The organism is Bacillus cereus (genome assembly GCF_002564555.1).
Classification (GTDB): domain Bacteria; phylum Bacillota; class Bacilli; order Bacillales; family Bacillaceae_G; genus Bacillus_A; species Bacillus_A cereus_K.
The window spans coordinates 114460-130382 of the sequence record NZ_NUVD01000082.1 but is presented as its reverse complement, the minus strand read 5'-3'; the positions used below and the strand labels follow the sequence as shown (position 1 = coordinate 130382).

Genomic DNA, 15923 nt, shown 5'->3' with positions numbered 1-15923 from the left:
ACATGAATTTCCGGTTTATCCGTAACTTCTGGCTTCTCTAACTCATTCGGCTCTTCTGTTACCTTTGGTTCTTCCGGTTTTTCTTCTTTTATCTCTTCTGTTGTTTCTTCTTCTACTTGTTCTTCTTCTGGTTTCACCCAGATTTCCGGCTTATCTGTAACTTCTGGCTTCTCTGGTACATTCGGCTCTTCTGTCACGTTTGGCGCTTGCTGTTTATTGGGATCTTCCAGTTCTTCTATTGTTTCTTCTTTACCTTGCTCTTCTACTTCTGTTGCTTCATGGATCTTTATATTTTTAATATCATATCCGTTAACTTTCGATTGATATCCTGATACTGGTTGTTCTTTCACTTCATACTTATAAGCTTTTCCCTCATTATCAACTGCTGGTAACTTTTCAAACGCGTATTTCCAATCATTTGCTGCAGTAACTTCTTTCGTTGCAATGACTTTACCATTTTGCATTAAATCTACTTTAATGTTTTCTGGGCGATCTTTTACTTTGTCGTCTTTCCATGTTTTCGTTCCTGCAATAGATGTAGTTTTCAACTTATTTGGAACCATAAGTTTTATTCCATTTACAGCATCCTTCTTAATTGTAAAAGGAATTTTCGTTTGTGGATCGAACTCTACATAGTTCGGTGCTGAAATTTCTTGCACATAGTAATTACCTGGAGTTAGATTTGGTACCTCAACTACTCCATCTTTATTTGTTGTATAAGAATCACCAATCTGCTGACCTGACTCTGTATACAATTTAAAAGAAACACCTGGGATAACTTTCCCTTCGTTTCCTTCAATATGTTTCACAATTTGCAGCGTTCCTTTCGCCGGTAAATCCCCTTCAGCTCCGCCGCCAAATGATATATTTTCAACCTTTACACTATTAGTTTCAGAAATAGGTTTTTCATATAAAATTTGATAATCAAGTTTATAGTCATTCTGTAAATATTTTAAGTTTTTCCCACTCTCAGTTATAGTTGATTTATAAGCAACGGTAAATGAAGTAGCGTTCGCCATATGTCTATAAATTACAACTTCAAATGAGTTATCACTAGTAAACTTAATATATCCATAACCTCGCTGTTGAAATTGCTCAAGGGACAAATTTTCTCTACTATTAATAGTTATATAAAAACTATCTTTATTAAGCATTTGTCCTTCTTGTAAAGTATCTTTCAAAACGATATTGTCATGTAAATATTGTTTCTTTAGATTGATATTTAAAAACCAACGTATTTCATTACTTTTGTCTGGCTGAATGTCACCAGCTTTATAGAAAAAGATCCCCGGTTCTGTACCGCCCCCTTTCGAGTGGGTAATGCTAACCGTTTGTTTTTCTAAATTTGTCCCTAAATTCGTTTGTACATCTTTCGTTTTTCCTGCTTCTACATTCGTACCTTGAACAGTAAAATTAAAGTTCCCTCGAATATTTTCGAGCTGTTCTACTGTATCATTAAATGTACAAACTACATTATTTGCATTGATCTGGCACGTACCAAAAACACGTCCCGATTCATCCTTTAATGCAATAGTTCCACTATATCCCTTTAATTCTGGAGGTAGTGCTAACGTTAATGTATCCCCAGACTTCATCTTCTTTCCAGACTTTTCACTAAAGTTTACATGTATGCTAGTCTTTTCCCCATAATTTAATGTTGTCTTTTCAAATGCAAAACTATCAACAAATCCTGTTGTGTTTAATTCTTGAGCATGCCCTATGATAGGCATAAAAACTTGTCCAATAAAAATAGTAAAAATAAAACAAATTACAGATATTCTTTTTAAATATGTACTCATAACGCCTCCAATTTTACTTATCACATTGTTCTGTTGTTAAATCTTTTCCATCCTAAACCACCTTAACAAGGTTACGACTAAAGAATATTTGCAGCATCAAACTATCTTTAATCATGCAAAACAAAGCAATTCATTAACCATATTGTTCGCTTGTTTTGGCAGCCAACAATAAATATTAGTACTTATAAAAATGCATTACAAGACTGTTCATTTACATTTTAATTTGTTACTATGTTAGTAGTAACCAAAATGAACCAAGTGACCATTTTATCCATACAGTCACTTGACGACTGACCATTGTTCTTTACAAATACGCTCCACCAACATTCTCCTCAAATTTATTCAACCCGTACTAAAATATGAATATATTTCGTAATTCAAAATCCACTATTACTATTTTAATATTCCTCATCCAATCAAAAACACTTCTATTCAAAACATAAAGTGAAACTATAATCAGTGGGGGTTATGTTCATCCCCCACTGATTATTAGCCTTCACCAATCGGGCGTTTACGGGCAGTTAATCTCCCACCTAACTTCTTTGCTCCAGCCGAATTTTGAGGTGGAAATTTTTACTGCCCACAAATAGCGGGAGAAAATATGATTTCAAGACCAAAACACTAAAAACAAAAATTATTTCATTATAATATAGGAACGTAATTTAAAATAGAAGGTATACACTATTTTTTTAAAATGACCAAACTACCTCCCTTACTTGATCATTTTAAAAAATAAGGCTACCTTTCCTTATGAAGAAAGATAGCCTTATTTATATAGACAACTGCCCTACTACCTATTTTTTCGCGCCTTTCAGCGACTCTCTCAGCACAAATTTTTGTAATTTCCCACTCGCATTACGAGGAAGTTCATCCACAAATAAATAATGACGTGGGCGTTTATAGTCTGCTAATTCGTCACTTTCTTTACAATACGTTTCTAAATCAGCTTCTGAAATATGTTCATCTTTCTTTACAACGACCGCAACGACACGCTCTCCCCATAGTTCATCTGGCTCACCAAGTACTGCAACATCTAATACACCAGGGTGACTATGAAGGAAATCTTCAACTTCACGAGGGTAAATATTTACCCCACCGCTAATTACCATATCATCAACACGGTCTGCAACGAATAAATAGCCGTCTTTATCGAAGTAGCCTAAATCACCAGAATGATACCATCCTTTATACATCGATTTTGCATTTGCTTCTTCACGGTTATGATAGCCAGCCATCATAGTTGGGCCTCGTAAAATAATTTCGCCCACTTCATAAGGTGGTAATACATCCTCTGGCTCTGCTGGTGCATCTTCGTTCGGTTTAACGATTCGAATTTCATGGCTAAAGCATGGCGTGCCTGCTGAACCAGCTTTCGTAATTTGATCCTCTTCTACGAGAAATGCCACAACCGGCCCCATTTCTGTCATTCCGTAAATTTGGACAAGATCAATATAAAGACGCTCTTTACATTCCTTCACTAGCGCTGGGGCCATCGCAGCCCCGCCATATACACCAATCTTCATCGAAGTTAAATCATACTGAGCTAAATCTTTTTGCAGTAACATATTCCACATCGTCGGTGCTGCAAAGAACGTTGTAATCTTCTCTTCTTGAATCGTATGTAATACTCTATCCGTATCAAAATGATGCAAAATAACATTCTTTCCGCCAACTTGAATGCGCGGTATGATTCCAGCATTTAACTCGCCGCAATGATATAAAGGCGCAACCACAAGTCCGGCGCTATCCCTGTTATACTTTATGAAATACGTACAAATCATACTATGCTCAGCCATGTCACGATGGCGATGTAGTACGCCTTTCGGATGACCAGTCGTACCACTCGTATACAGCATAGAACAATAATCCATTTCATCGACTACAATATCTACTTTTTCAGCTGATGCTTCATTTACTTTTTCATGGTAAGAACTAGCATAGGAAGGTGTATCGTCTTCTACATACCAAAAAGACGAATTTGGAAAATCTCGTTCAATCATAGCAACAGTTGGTTCTACTGCTTTTTCAAAGACAACTACTTTCGAAGCTGCATCTTGGAGGATATATGATAATTCTTTTGCTTTTAAGCGGAAGTTAATCGGGTTAAAGATCGCCCCAATTTGGGCACAGGCTAAGTAAACGTTTACAAATTCACGACAGTTATATAAGTAAACAGATACACAATCTCCCTTTCTTACTCCTTCTTTCAATAGAGCGTGCGCCGTTTTATTTATTTGCTCATCCCACTGTTTATATGTCCAGCGAATATTTTTTTCTGGTTCTACTAACGCCTCTTTATTCGGATACTTGCCAACTGCTAAATCAAAAATTCTCCCTATCGTCATGTACATGCCAACAATTTCCCCCTTTTCTCTTTCATAAATCTATCATTTCGTCTATAAGTAGACATTGTCCTCTAATAATCTGACTAATTTTTCTGATTATTATCGACATATTTTTACAAATAATGCCGCTCAGCGGTAGATGAAATTATATCGACTTACCGGAAATAACAAAGAAAAAGCTGTTCCTTAATTGGAACAGCCCCTCTCCTTACACAAATAACTCTTCTAAAATTTTCAGTTTGTCTTCTGTATATTTCACAAAGCCATCGTTATATGATTTTGGATCTTTCGGATTGGCAAAGTGCGTAATTGCACCTGTCTTCGGATGAACAAACTTACTTGAAGCACCGCATCCAAGTCCGATAATTGATTGTACTTCTTCCATAATAACAATGTTGTAAATACTTTCTTGCGTCGGAATTGCATAACCAACGTTCTCTAAGTTACCTAAAATGTTCTTTTGACGATATAGGTAATATGGTACGTAATTATGCTTTTGCGTCCACTCTTCTGCTTCGTGCATCATCGCTGTAATTTCTTCACGACCTGCTACTTTATATTTACGTTTGTTTTGCGTCATTTCAGAAGCACGTTTAAATGATAGCGTATGAACTGTTAACGATTCTGGCATTAACTTTTCTGTTTCATCTAACGTATGCTTGAAAATATCTAGCCCTTCACCAGGAAGACCAATAATTAAGTCCATATTAATATTGTTCATTCCCATTTCACGAGCTAAATGATATTTCTCGATTGTTTCTTCTACAGTATGATGACGTCCAATTGCTTTTAGTGTCTCTTGATGGTATGACTGCGGATTAATACTAATGCGGTCAATATTCCATTTATTTAACACTTCTAGCTTTGCTGGCGTAATTGTATCTGGGCGACCTGCCTCAACTGTTACTTCACGCACATTTTGTACATCTGGGAACGCTTCATACATTTCTTCATACAGCATATCCATCTCTTCTGCTGTAATACTTGTCGGTGTACCGCCGCCATAATAAATCGTCGTAACTGTCACACCTTTTTCTTTTAAAAACTTACCAATTTCACGAACTTCATAATGTAAACCGCCTAAGAATGAATCAACCGATCCTTGACGTCCGTTAATTGCGTAAGCTGGGAATGTACAGTATGCACATTTCGTCGGACAAAACGGAATACCGATATAAATACTTACTTCCTCTTTCAAACGGTATAAATCCGGAACAACCGCTAATTGACAATCGACAATACGCTGAAGAAGTTCAATTTTCTCTTCATGAATTAAATAGCTTTCACGAAGCTCTTGATGTGCTTCTTCTTTTGACATACCACTTTGAAGCAGTTTGTGAAGAAGTTTCGTTGGGCGTACCCCAGTTAATATTCCCCAGCTCTGTTCAAGTCCAGTTAGCTGTTGAAGTACAGAAAGATATACGTAAGAAACAACATGTTTCACTTGCTTCATACGTTCTTTTTCTTCTGTGAAAGCAGATAAATCTTTAGAGAATGTTTCTTCATACACATTTCCAGTCGCAACATCTGTTAAACGAGCCGATGCTTTCACATTATCCTCAATGTGTATATCAACGATAAGATTTGCTTCCTCTTTTTCAAATCCAATCGTACTCTCTTCAAAAAATAAGCCGCCAATATTTTGCAGCGGACGTAAAAAACGATCATCTTGTAACGTTTTAATTGAAATTAACAACATTATCACCTTTTCATTTGCAAACTCTCTTTAGTTTACTTGAAGGGCGTTTACAGGTCAATACAGAAGCTTTTACCTTATTTTATAAGATGATTATTTCAAGGTATAATAAGGTAAACAGAGTAGAACCGGTGAGAAATTCAAAAACGGGCCTGATATATGGTAACCATATGTACAGTAGACTAATCCGCACACTAGCAAAATTGAAATTATTAAAAGGTTAATACATACAGCATAAAAAAACGTAGCCAAAAAGCTACGTTTTTCTTTCATTGTTTCGGTGTATATTTATGATTTTTTAAAAACGGCAGTGGGAATTGCTTACGGAAGTGTTCTTTAATCATGTACTCTACACCATTTTCACTATTCGAACGTGTAATCCAGTCTGCGGCTTGCTTTAATTCTACAGGAGCGTTCCCCATCGCTACCCCGAGTCCAACATTTTCAATTACCTCTAAATCTTCCATGCTATCCCCAATCGCAACCATTTCATTTAGCGAAATATTTAAATGCTCTCCAAGCAATTGTAATCCGCGTAACTTTGATACATTTTGCGGTAAAATTTCTACTCGTTTCGAATCACACTCCACATACACTATATCTTGAAACGCCTTTCTTAGTGTATTTAGCCCTCTTTCTTTTTCACCTTTACTATGGAAAATTACATCAATTTTGGGTGCCGCAACCGGATGATCACGAAGCGCATCACCTAACGAATCAACAAATTGAACCGGATAAAATAATGGATCTGCGCTTGATAATACAGTACGCGCAATTATGTTTGGTGTATTTCTCTCACGATTCCCAATTGAAAACCGTTCATGAGATATGCGTACATTACAATCAAAGTGCTCTAATACTTGCACAATGTTAAAAGTCTTCTCTTCGGATAATCTCCTTTGAACATACGGCTTATCTATCGTTGCTGAAACGAAAGCACCACCGTGTGTCACTAATATAGAATCTAATTTTAATGCCTTTGCTACTTTATGAGCGGATTGAAAATTACGATTCGTGAATAATGTAACGTATACATCTTTTCTTTTCACAAATTCAATCGTTTCCCGTAATCCTTTTGCGATTTTTCCGTTGTTGTATAGTAGTGTCCCATCTATATTAAGAGCTAGTAAGCGATAAATCATGTCGCACTCCCCCTCTTCGCTGTTGTACTCTATCCATAATTTATGAAATAAATGTAGCAAATAGAACGAGTTAGAATTACTACAAAAAATTTGGTTTACTATATACATATACAACCGATAAAGGAGATAGTACAATGCAAGCACCAGCTTCTTTTTACGAAGGCGATACGTTAGAAGTCGCACAAAAGTTACTCGGACAAAAACTTGTTCATATTGTAGATGGAATAAAACGAAGCGGAATCATTACAGAAGTAGAAGCTTATAAAGGTCCAGATGATAAAGCCGCACATAGTTACGGCGGCAGACGAACGGACCGTACAGAAGTCATGTTTGGCGCACCGGGGCATGCTTACGTATATTTAATTTACGGTATGTACCATTGTTTCAACGTCATTACAGCACCAGTTGGCACCCCGCAAGGCGTTCTCATTCGTGCAATTGAGCCTGTAGACGGGATTGAAGAAATGAAACGAGCGCGCTACAACAAAACCAATCTTACGAAAGCCCAGTATAAAAATTTAACAAACGGCCCTGGCAAACTGTGCCGTGCACTTGGAATTACTTTAGAAGAACGCGGCGTATCATTACAAAGTAATACGTTACATATTGAACTCGTTCCAGAAGCAGAACATATATCATCGAAATATAAAATAACAGCAGGACCTCGTATTAATATCGATTATGCAGAAGAAGCCGTGCATTATCCGTGGCGGTTTTATTATGAGGGGCATCCGTTTGTTTCAAAATAAAAAAAGGAAGCTTAAATATAATTTGTACCCTTTGTAAAGGACATTTTAAAAAAATTAGGCAACATCAAGATGATGATTTCTGTATTCAACAGGAGTCATCTTTTTTTAATTCCATTGATATCTATAGTGATTATAGTACGTCATATATTTCTTAATCTCTTATTTCAACTCAACAAAAGACTCGTGGGTTTCTATGTAGGTAGTAGTTTTGCTACTCGCTAATATAAGATTTAATTTACATAAGATGCGAAATTAAGTTTAGGAGAGAAAACATGAAAGAAAAAGAGCGCTTGATTGTTACTTGCGACTAAGGGGGTACATGCAACAGATCGTCACAGCTTGTGGTATATCAAAAGGGGCGTTTTATTTGTATTTTAAATCGAAAAATGAGCTTTTATTAGCGACACTTCGATATAAATTGAGACTTTAATCAGTGGAATTGAAATCCCACTGATTAAAGTTGAAAATAAGTCTTTATTTTACATTTTGAAATTTATACATATCACCAGAAACGTTGGTATCGTTGTATATAAACAACACCATATCTGCATTTTGTTCTTCTAGTTGCTGTTTCACACTTTTTCCTTGCGTGTAACGAGGATCAATAAAAGTTGTTTTAGCAAAATTCCGTGCAAATAAAGGATATGTAGCATCAGCATAAGAATCTTTTAAGATAACAATATGTAAATCGTTTTCTGCCTTTTCGTTAATGATGTTTATTTCAGGGAAATCCGTTTGATAAACACTAGCATATCCAGGGTCAGGGATATCTTTTTCTTTTCCGTAAAACTGAGCCATAGATTCCTTAGCAGTATCATCTTTAATCGCACCATAGTAAACTGTATAGTCGTCCCAAGATTCACCCGAATTACAATGGACATATGGGATTTGTACAGATGAAGTATCAATTAAGCGGTACAACTGATTATTCCAGCTGCCAACAAACTTCCCTTTCGGTTTTTCCCAGTTAATGGTGTAATCCTCTTTCTTTATTGGTTGTCCTTTATATTTGTTTGAATGAGAATTAATAAAATTCATCGTATCCTCATACGCATAAAAAGCACCTTCCATATTCCAATGATGGTCTGTAGTGAAATACATTCGTTCTAGTTCTTTGTTAGTAAATCTTTCTTTAAACATTGGTAATACATCAATAATAGGGAATTTCGTTTCTGCCATTTTCTCAGCAAAGTGATCCCTAAGTATTTGTTCGTACCCAAGGTTTAGATAAGAGGGAAGCTTATATTGTAAAGCTGTTTGTTTACTAGGAACTAAAGAAAAATAGAATTCTGTTTGTGGAAAATCTTTTTTCAAAGTATTTAATTCATGAACCCCAGCATCCACATCGTTTAACTGATTTTTCATATTAGGTTTACTGAAAATAAATTGATCGTTTGTAACGTGAATGTCGTTTACGAATGTCCGATTCATAGACAGTTGGAATTTTATATAACTTTCAAGAAAGAAATCTCTAGGGCCAATATGGTCTGTAAAATATGTTTCGATATCTTTAAATAACTCTCCAGTTTTTATAGTAGAAGCATTTACAGCCGGTTTAATTGCTAAATTTCTGTTCTCAAATTCAGAAAATATCTTTTTATCTATTAGGATAATTTTTGCTGTCCAAATACCCATTCCAAAAATAACTGTAAGAAACCCCATTATTAAAGTGAGGTTTTGAAATTTTTTCATAGTGACCCCCCTTTAAAAACGGAAATAAATAAATGGATTATAAGTTGCATTTGTTAGGAATACTAAAACAATGACTAAAATACTTAAATAATATACTGGCGATAAAATAGCTAATCTTTTTGTTGATAACATTTTTTGTAACCATGGAAATACAGGAGCTGCAGTAATAATAGCTAATAAGAAAACTCCCCAATAATTCATTATATAGAAATAACTATTAATATCTGTTAACGGACCGTTAAATCCGAACATGGATTTTAAAAATTCAAAGCAATAACTGAAATTATCTGCACGGAAAAATACCCATCCAATAATAACTAAAAACATTACGTAAATATGTTGGAGGGGACTCCATAATTTTTGAAGTAAGTTTTCAAATCCTGCTTTTTCAAGTGCAATTAAAATTCCATAATAAATACCCCATATCATAAAGGTCCAACTGGCACCATGCCAAAAACCGGTTAATCCCCATACGATGAAGAGGTTACGATAAACTTTCCAAGTTGTAACGCGATTTCCTCCAAGAGGAATATAGACATAATCACGGAACCAAGAACCGAGCGAAATATGCCAACGACGCCAAAATTCAGAAATGGATTTCGAAATATATGGATAATTAAAGTTTTCTAGAAAATCAAATCCAAACATCTTTCCTAATCCAATGGCCATGTCACTATATCCAGAAAAATCAAAGTAAATTTGCAATGTATAGGCAATAGCTCCCATCCAAGCTAATGATACACTCATATCAGAAGGATTCATTGCAAAGATCTCATCGGCTATAGCACCTAATTGGTTAGCAATTAAAACTTTTTTACCTAAACCAATAATAAATCGGCGAATACCTTCAGAGAATTTTTCGGCATCAACAGTTCGCTGGTGTAATTGGTGAGAAATTGTATTATAACGAACAATTGGTCCTGCTACTAATTGTGGAAACACAGTAAAATATAAAGCTAAATCAAAGATATTTCGTTGAGCATCAACCTTTTTCTTATAAATATCGATAATATAGCTCATTGCATGGAACGTGAAAAATGAAATACCAATTGGTAACGGTATTTTTTCAAGAATAATATTGGTATGGAAGATAGCATTAATATTATCAACTAAGAAATTTGCGTATTTAAAATATCCTAAAATAGCGGTGTTCATTACAATTGCAAGCGTTAACAATATTTTTCTTTGACCATTTGTGAAGCGACTATTCCCTAACAAAATACCAAACCAATAGTTAACAAAGATAGAGAACAGCATTAGGAAAACATAAATGGGTTCGCCCCAAGCATAAAATACTAAACTAAAAAATAATAACACTACATTTCGTAGTTCTTTGCGTACAGCATAATAAATTAAGAGCACAGCAGGTAAAAATAAACATAAAAAGACTAGGTTACTAAATACCATTTCAATTAATTCCTTTCCTATTCTAGCCAAATTATACCAAGATTATAAAATTTAGGATAGCATTAAAAATCCTTTTACTCCGCACCTTCTTCAGTCGCAATATCATTCTCTAAGTTTTCTCTTGATGATTCAGCTGTCATAAAATCAGCCGTTTCTGGAAGTGCTGAATGCATATGAGTTTTTTGACAAATTTGGATCGTATAGTTTTCTACAACAAAGTCGAAAACATGTCCGCCTCCACTTCTTTCATCGTCTATAGCACTTTCAGTAAAACTGGATCAGGAATTAGACAAACTCGCCCAAGATGGTAACTTATTCAAAACTGATTTTTCTTTTACAAAGCGCTTTGAGAAAGTTAATGGCAGGAAGCAAAAAGAAATCGAAAGGTTTTTGCAGGAGAACCATCAAATTCTTAAACAAAAAAAACGCCCCATATAAGGGGCGTCTTCCACTATTACGCTTGTTGTTGCGCGTTATATAAATCTTCAAGTGGCTTCATGATAATTTTGTTAACGTCAGTGATAACGATGTTTAAACGTTGCTCAGTTTCCATTAACTTTGTAATTTTAGCATCTTGTTGAATGCGAACTACAACTTCTTGTGCTTTTTGGTTATCTTCTTCTGTGATTTCTTGACCTTGCATCATTTTTTGTTGTAGGCCAAGTTGCATTGTACGGAACTCATCGAATAAGTTCTTTGACGCTGCATCACCTTGTACTGCTGCGTAGCTTGCTTGTAATGTTTGGAAATCTTCGTTTTCAGCGATTGCTTTTTGTAATTCATATGCAACATCATGAATGTTTTTTGTCATTTTATTTTTCCTCCTTTAGAAGGCTAGCGCTTTTCGTCCGCACCGCCTTTTAAGTGCATTTACATCCGCACCTCTTCTTACCATATCAAACTATGCAAGAGATGTGAAGAAATTTCACTTTTATTTCTATGTACTTATCTCTGTTACCTAAGGAACAACAGTAACACTCCTTGCATTAGTCCAATCATTCCGCCTAATAAGGCACCTAAATACGTAATCATTTTCAATTCATTTTTTGTAATGGACAGAACTAGATCTTCTAGTCTCTCTGTTGAAAATGTAGACACCTCTTGCTGGACAATTTCCGCAAGGTGTAGATTGTTTAGTATGCTCTCTACGTTTTCTGTTCCCCACTTCAAGCCTATCTTTACTAAGCTTGGAACTACTTTCTCAATGATTGTTTCTCGAACTGGATCACATACTTGCTGAACAGATTGATTTAAAAATTTACTCACTGTTTCCTCAACTTTAACCGCTGACAATATGGAGTTCACAATCATTTCTTTCTCTACAAATGCTTCTAATTCTTTTACATCTCTTCCTTTTAACTTTTCCCACTCTTTTTGCAGTACATCCGTTAAAAGCTGCTTCGTACCATCTTGACCTAAAAACTTAATGACTTCTGGCTGCACACGATCTACTACACTTACATTTCCTAAAAACATCCCGACTAAGTTAAGCAGTGTTCCTCTAGAAGCAAAGAAATCATCAATCATTTTTGAAAGACGCGCTTTTCCTTCTTCACTTTCAAAAAAATGAATTCCTTTTTTCAAAATAAAAGATGATACATTCGGGATTGCTTTCTCCACTTTTTCATGTACAGAATGAGGTAAAGCTTGTTCCCATGTATATGCATAATACTCCGCTAAAAATCCCTGAATTTTTTCTGTAATCACATGTTCAATTTTCCCGGTCGCCTCTTCTTCTACATGTGCTAAGTTCCATTTTTCTAACATATGTCGTAACGACTGTTCATTCGTCATTACTTTATCCACTTCCGCTTGTGCCCAGTGGATTAAACTTTTTTGAAACTCTTCATTTGTTAACTTTTTTCCGATTCCTTCTGGTGTTAATAAATGTTCTACAACCATTTTTCCTAATTGAACCGCAAGCTCATCGCGGCGCTTCGGAATTAACCCTGGTGTAAATGGAACTTGAAACTTCCCGATATAAATAGGGCGATGAGGACGAAATAACATTTTTATCGCTAGGTGGTTCGTGTATCCTCCAATAATCGCTCCGAGCCCTGTCGTTGTTAACATATTCAACCATATATTCATTACAATCAACCTTTCGCTTCTCCAAAACTATAGCATATCATCATACGGACAAAAGTATAATGGTATAAAAACGTATTTGCAATATATAGCTTCGCCTATTATGCCAACATTTTGTTAGTAAAGGAGTGATTTCGTTGGTTCTTGGTATTTTAACTTGCTGGCCTCATTATGAGCAAACGTATTACACCGAAATCGCTAAACGAGCTCGGCTTTATCATAATGTCGTTGCCCAGTTTACGCCATTTTGTATTGATCCTAAAACAGACCTTATTTCTGGTCTCATTTATGATACAGATACAGGAAAATGGAAAGAGCAAACATTCCCTATTCCTTCTTATATATACGATCGTTCTTCTTTTAACGAGGATACAGACTCTGAAAAAGCTCAATCAATTATTCACTCATTACAAAATCGTCCCACTACTACCTTTTTAAATAACACACTTATCGACTTAAGCAAACTACATGATGTATTTCTCACTAATAAAAAATTATCTCCTTATATACCAAAATTTGAAATAGCAACGATACAAAACATTTTCAAACTGTTATTAAAAACAAAAGATATTATTATACGCCCTACTCATACACATTCCAATGAGAGTCTGTACCGGATCGTTTATAAAAATAAAATGTTTCATATTGATATGATAAATGAGGCATATCATACTTCTACTCAAATCAAACGGACAGATAAGTTTATATCCTGGTACAAATCTAATATACAATCAGCACGTTACATCACCCATACAATGTTGCAGCCACCAAATCAACTAACGTATCCACTACACATTCGAACCATTTTGCAAAAAAATAAAGAACAGAAATGGAATGTTATCGGTCAATTTATACAAAAAAGCTCATTTCCAAACCAATTTTTACTTTCCGCAACGGATGATTCCTCGCTGCATTCCTTTTCAAAAATTAAATATGTACTATCTAGTACTGGCGTGCAGCTACTACAAGACGCTTTACACGACATTATAAACGAAGTGTTTCAAACATTAGATCAATCGTATTCCTCTTTATTCGAACTAGAACTTTCCACAATTATGGATCAAAAAGGGGCGATTTGGCTTATGTATGTCAACACGATTCCCCCTTATGAACGTTACATTCGTCATAATGATTCGTTAGCTGAAAAGATCTTTCACGGACCACTAAAATTTAGTCGCTTCACACCATAACGAAAGGAGGGAATCTCATTTTGAAAGAGCACATATATACATTAAACATTTCAGATGAGCATCCAAATAGTATTACTTTACCTTACATTTTTTCTATTACACCACCTATTACATCCCTTTCCTTTGGCATACGCCATGTTGCAAGTGGGGATGTAAAAATTCATTATTCCTTTACTCGTGAAATCATTATTGGCAAACAAATTGCAGAAAAACTTTTACTTCCTCATTCCACTACAATTCATGCCTTCACACAAAATGAAACAATTATTTTCGGGCCATTAGTCGGTATTTTCACAACTGGTTTTAACGATGACTCACCTATCCCTTTAGGGAACCGTTCAACATCTCTCAGTGAATTACTAACACCACCACTTACATTACGACCGTTCATATTTGTCTTTGGCGTTCAACATATAAACTGGGAAGAAGAAACAATTGATGGGTATTTCTTTCAAGAAGGGAACTGGATCAAGAACAAAGTCCCTTTACCTAATGTTATTTACGATCGATTACCAAATCGTAAAGCTGAAAATTATAAACCGATCGTCAGAGCAAAAAGAAAATTAGAAAATGACTACGCTATTCCGTGGTTTAACCCCGGTTTTTTCAACAAATGGGAAGTTCATCAACTTCTTATGAAAGATGAATCACTTATGCCCTTATTACCACACACAGAAGCATTTCAACACTTCGAACAAGTGGAACGATTTCTTGGTACGTATAAATCGATTTACATGAAACCGATACATGGTAGCTTCGGGAGACATATTCATCAACTATTTTATTCTCAAACAGAAAATTGCTACTACTGTCGTTATCGCGAAAATGAAGAAAACAAATTAAGAAAGTATCAATCATTAGAAACACTTCTGAACCATGTATTAAAAGGACATGATTTAAAAAAGTTTATCGTACAACAAGGTATATCATTACTTCGCTTCGACGGGCAACCGGTTGACTTCCGCATTCATACGAATAAAAATCATTTCGGTAATTGGGTAGTCAGTGCAATCGTCGCCAAAATCGCTGGAAAAGGCAGCTTAACAACTCACGTAAATAGCGGTGGCGATACAAAATTACTACAAGAACTTTTTCCAGATTCAACGAAACAAGTTCAAATTGAAAATAAACTAAAACAAACAGCCTTACAAATAAGTTACGCACTCGATGAGCAAGTAACTGGAAACATTGGTGAGATTGGTTTTGATATCGGTTTAGACACACACGAAAATCCGTGGCTATTTGAAGCGAACTCTAAGCCCGGGCGAACTGTATTCCAAGATGAAAAGTTAAAAGAACAAAGTGAACTAACGCGCCAATTATTTTACGAATATACCATCTACTTAACGGAACATTCTTTGCACGATTCAAAAGAAAAAATATCTCAAATGAAATTAGATCCTTCATCAAATACCGAACGTACCCCTTCCCCTATGATTCATTCACAAATACGAAAACAAAAACTTCCACCTAGGTAATAAGGTGGAAGTTTTCTATTTATACAAGTTTTACTACACACTCGGTTTCCACGTTACATACTCCGCAATAAAAAATATGATTGCAGTATTCATTTGAATTATTATGCGTTAATCCATCTACTGCACTTAATAATTCCTGATCCATATATGCACTGTAATCATCTATGTAATCTACAGCCTTCCCATAGTCTTGGAGTATACTTTGGCAACTTTGGCAAGAATATGTTTGTGATTCTAATGCATTGCAAAGCGGGCAAATTCCCATCATGATTCCTCCATACGTTATTGTTTAAAAACATTAAAAACCTTTCTTTTTCGTTTGAAGAGAGCAACTAGC

The 15923-nt window shown here is 35.4% G+C and carries 12 protein-coding genes and 4 pseudogenes; 5 read left to right on the top strand and 11 right to left on the bottom strand.

Annotation, left to right across the window (positions count from 1 at the left end; all coding sequences use genetic code 11):
* The 4 genes from COI75_RS18855 to COI75_RS18840 all read right to left on the bottom strand — a co-directional run.
* Nucleotides 1-1799: Cna B-type domain-containing protein (locus tag COI75_RS18855; protein ID WP_097807582.1), on the bottom strand; the 1799-nt coding region annotated here is incomplete at its 3' end.
* Nucleotides 1800-2593: 794 nt separating this feature from the next.
* Nucleotides 2594-4150: a fatty acid--CoA ligase gene (locus tag COI75_RS18850; RefSeq protein WP_000281964.1), complete on the bottom strand. Its 1557-nt coding sequence runs from the start codon at nucleotides 4148-4150 to the stop codon at nucleotides 2594-2596.
* 202 nt (nucleotides 4151-4352) lie between these two features.
* The gene (locus tag COI75_RS18845) at nucleotides 4353-5843 is read right to left on the bottom strand and encodes a coproporphyrinogen III oxidase (protein ID WP_002097556.1); all 1491 of its coding nucleotides are present in this window, start codon (nucleotides 5841-5843) and stop codon (nucleotides 4353-4355) included.
* 266 nt (nucleotides 5844-6109) lie between these two features.
* Nucleotides 6110-6982, bottom strand: coding sequence for a Cof-type HAD-IIB family hydrolase (locus tag COI75_RS18840; protein WP_000640397.1), 873 nt, complete (start codon nucleotides 6980-6982; stop codon nucleotides 6110-6112).
* A 134-nt stretch (nucleotides 6983-7116) separates the two neighbouring features.
* Here COI75_RS18840 and COI75_RS18835 point away from each other — a divergent pair, with 134 nt between their 5' ends.
* Nucleotides 7117-7731, top strand: coding sequence for a DNA-3-methyladenine glycosylase (locus COI75_RS18835; RefSeq protein ID WP_001148753.1), 615 nt, complete (start codon nucleotides 7117-7119; stop codon nucleotides 7729-7731).
* 105 nt (nucleotides 7732-7836) lie between these two features.
* Here COI75_RS18835 and COI75_RS18830 read toward each other — a convergent pair.
* Nucleotides 7837-7911, bottom strand: a pseudogene (locus COI75_RS18830) (TetR family transcriptional regulator); the annotation flags it as partial.
* A 92-nt stretch (nucleotides 7912-8003) separates the two neighbouring features.
* Here COI75_RS18830 and COI75_RS18825 point away from each other — a divergent pair.
* Nucleotides 8004-8146: pseudogene (locus tag COI75_RS18825) on the top strand (helix-turn-helix domain-containing protein); the annotation flags it as partial.
* Between the two features lie 59 nt (nucleotides 8147-8205).
* On the opposite strand, the gene COI75_RS18820 reads toward COI75_RS18825, so the two are convergent.
* From COI75_RS18820 to COI75_RS18810, 3 genes and pseudogenes are all read right to left on the bottom strand, one after another.
* Nucleotides 8206-9423, bottom strand: a complete 1218-nt coding sequence (locus COI75_RS18820; protein WP_098448532.1) for an alginate O-acetyltransferase AlgX-related protein — start codon at nucleotides 9421-9423, stop codon at nucleotides 8206-8208.
* Between the two features lie 12 nt (nucleotides 9424-9435).
* Complete coding sequence (locus COI75_RS18815) at nucleotides 9436-10830, bottom strand: MBOAT family O-acyltransferase (RefSeq protein ID WP_098448531.1); 1395 nt, start codon at nucleotides 10828-10830, stop codon at nucleotides 9436-9438.
* 74 nt (nucleotides 10831-10904) lie between these two features.
* Nucleotides 10905-11087 (bottom strand): annotated as a pseudogene (locus tag COI75_RS18810) (acetolactate decarboxylase); the annotation flags it as partial.
* On the opposite strand from COI75_RS18810, the pseudogene COI75_RS27385 reads away from it, so the two are divergent.
* Nucleotides 11074-11268, top strand: a pseudogene (locus tag COI75_RS27385) (NDxxF motif lipoprotein); the annotation flags it as partial. The pseudogenes COI75_RS18810 and COI75_RS27385 overlap by 14 nt on opposite strands.
* A gap of 16 nt (nucleotides 11269-11284) precedes the next feature.
* On the opposite strand, the gene COI75_RS18800 reads toward COI75_RS27385, so the two are convergent.
* The gene (locus COI75_RS18800) at nucleotides 11285-11641 is read right to left on the bottom strand and encodes a YlbF/YmcA family competence regulator (protein WP_000164621.1); all 357 of its coding nucleotides are present in this window, start codon (nucleotides 11639-11641) and stop codon (nucleotides 11285-11287) included.
* Between the two features lie 143 nt (nucleotides 11642-11784).
* Nucleotides 11785-12921: a DUF445 domain-containing protein gene (locus COI75_RS18795; protein ID WP_141535140.1), complete on the bottom strand. Its 1137-nt coding sequence runs from the start codon at nucleotides 12919-12921 to the stop codon at nucleotides 11785-11787.
* 134 nt (nucleotides 12922-13055) lie between these two features.
* On the opposite strand from COI75_RS18795, the gene COI75_RS18790 reads away from it, so the two are divergent.
* Both COI75_RS18790 and COI75_RS18785 read left to right on the top strand, forming a co-directional pair.
* Nucleotides 13056-14108, top strand: a complete 1053-nt coding sequence (locus COI75_RS18790) for a YheC/YheD family protein (RefSeq protein ID WP_098448529.1) — start codon at nucleotides 13056-13058, stop codon at nucleotides 14106-14108.
* 20 nt (nucleotides 14109-14128) lie between these two features.
* Nucleotides 14129-15586, top strand: a complete 1458-nt coding sequence (locus COI75_RS18785) for a YheC/YheD family endospore coat-associated protein (RefSeq protein ID WP_000658068.1) — start codon at nucleotides 14129-14131, stop codon at nucleotides 15584-15586.
* A 19-nt stretch (nucleotides 15587-15605) separates the two neighbouring features.
* On the opposite strand, the gene COI75_RS18780 is transcribed toward COI75_RS18785, so the two are convergent.
* Complete coding sequence (locus COI75_RS18780) at nucleotides 15606-15851, bottom strand: hypothetical protein (RefSeq protein ID WP_000510480.1); 246 nt, start codon at nucleotides 15849-15851, stop codon at nucleotides 15606-15608.
* Nucleotides 15852-15923 lie beyond the last annotated feature (72 nt).

Excerpts from the sequence above, each read along its gene's own strand:
- COI75_RS18840 (WP_000640397.1), bottom strand. The coding sequence starts at position 6,982 with ATGATTTATCGCTTACTAGCTCTTAATATAGATGGGACACTACTATAC.
- COI75_RS18835 (WP_001148753.1), top strand. The coding sequence starts at position 7,117 with ATGCAAGCACCAGCTTCTTTTTACGAAGGCGATACGTTAGAAGTCGCA.
- COI75_RS18845 (WP_002097556.1), bottom strand. The coding sequence starts at position 5,843 with ATGTTGTTAATTTCAATTAAAACGTTACAAGATGATCGTTTTTTACGT.
- COI75_RS18850 (WP_000281964.1), bottom strand. The coding sequence starts at position 4,150 with ATGTACATGACGATAGGGAGAATTTTTGATTTAGCAGTTGGCAAGTAT.
- COI75_RS18820 (WP_098448532.1), bottom strand. The coding sequence starts at position 9,423 with ATGAAAAAATTTCAAAACCTCACTTTAATAATGGGGTTTCTTACAGTT.
- COI75_RS18800 (WP_000164621.1), bottom strand. The coding sequence starts at position 11,641 with ATGACAAAAAACATTCATGATGTTGCATATGAATTACAAAAAGCAATC.
- COI75_RS18815 (WP_098448531.1), bottom strand. The coding sequence starts at position 10,830 with ATGGTATTTAGTAACCTAGTCTTTTTATGTTTATTTTTACCTGCTGTG.
- COI75_RS18780 (WP_000510480.1), bottom strand. The coding sequence starts at position 15,851 with ATGGGAATTTGCCCGCTTTGCAATGCATTAGAATCACAAACATATTCT.
- COI75_RS18795 (WP_141535140.1), bottom strand. The coding sequence starts at position 12,921 with ATGAATATATGGTTGAATATGTTAACAACGACAGGGCTCGGAGCGATT.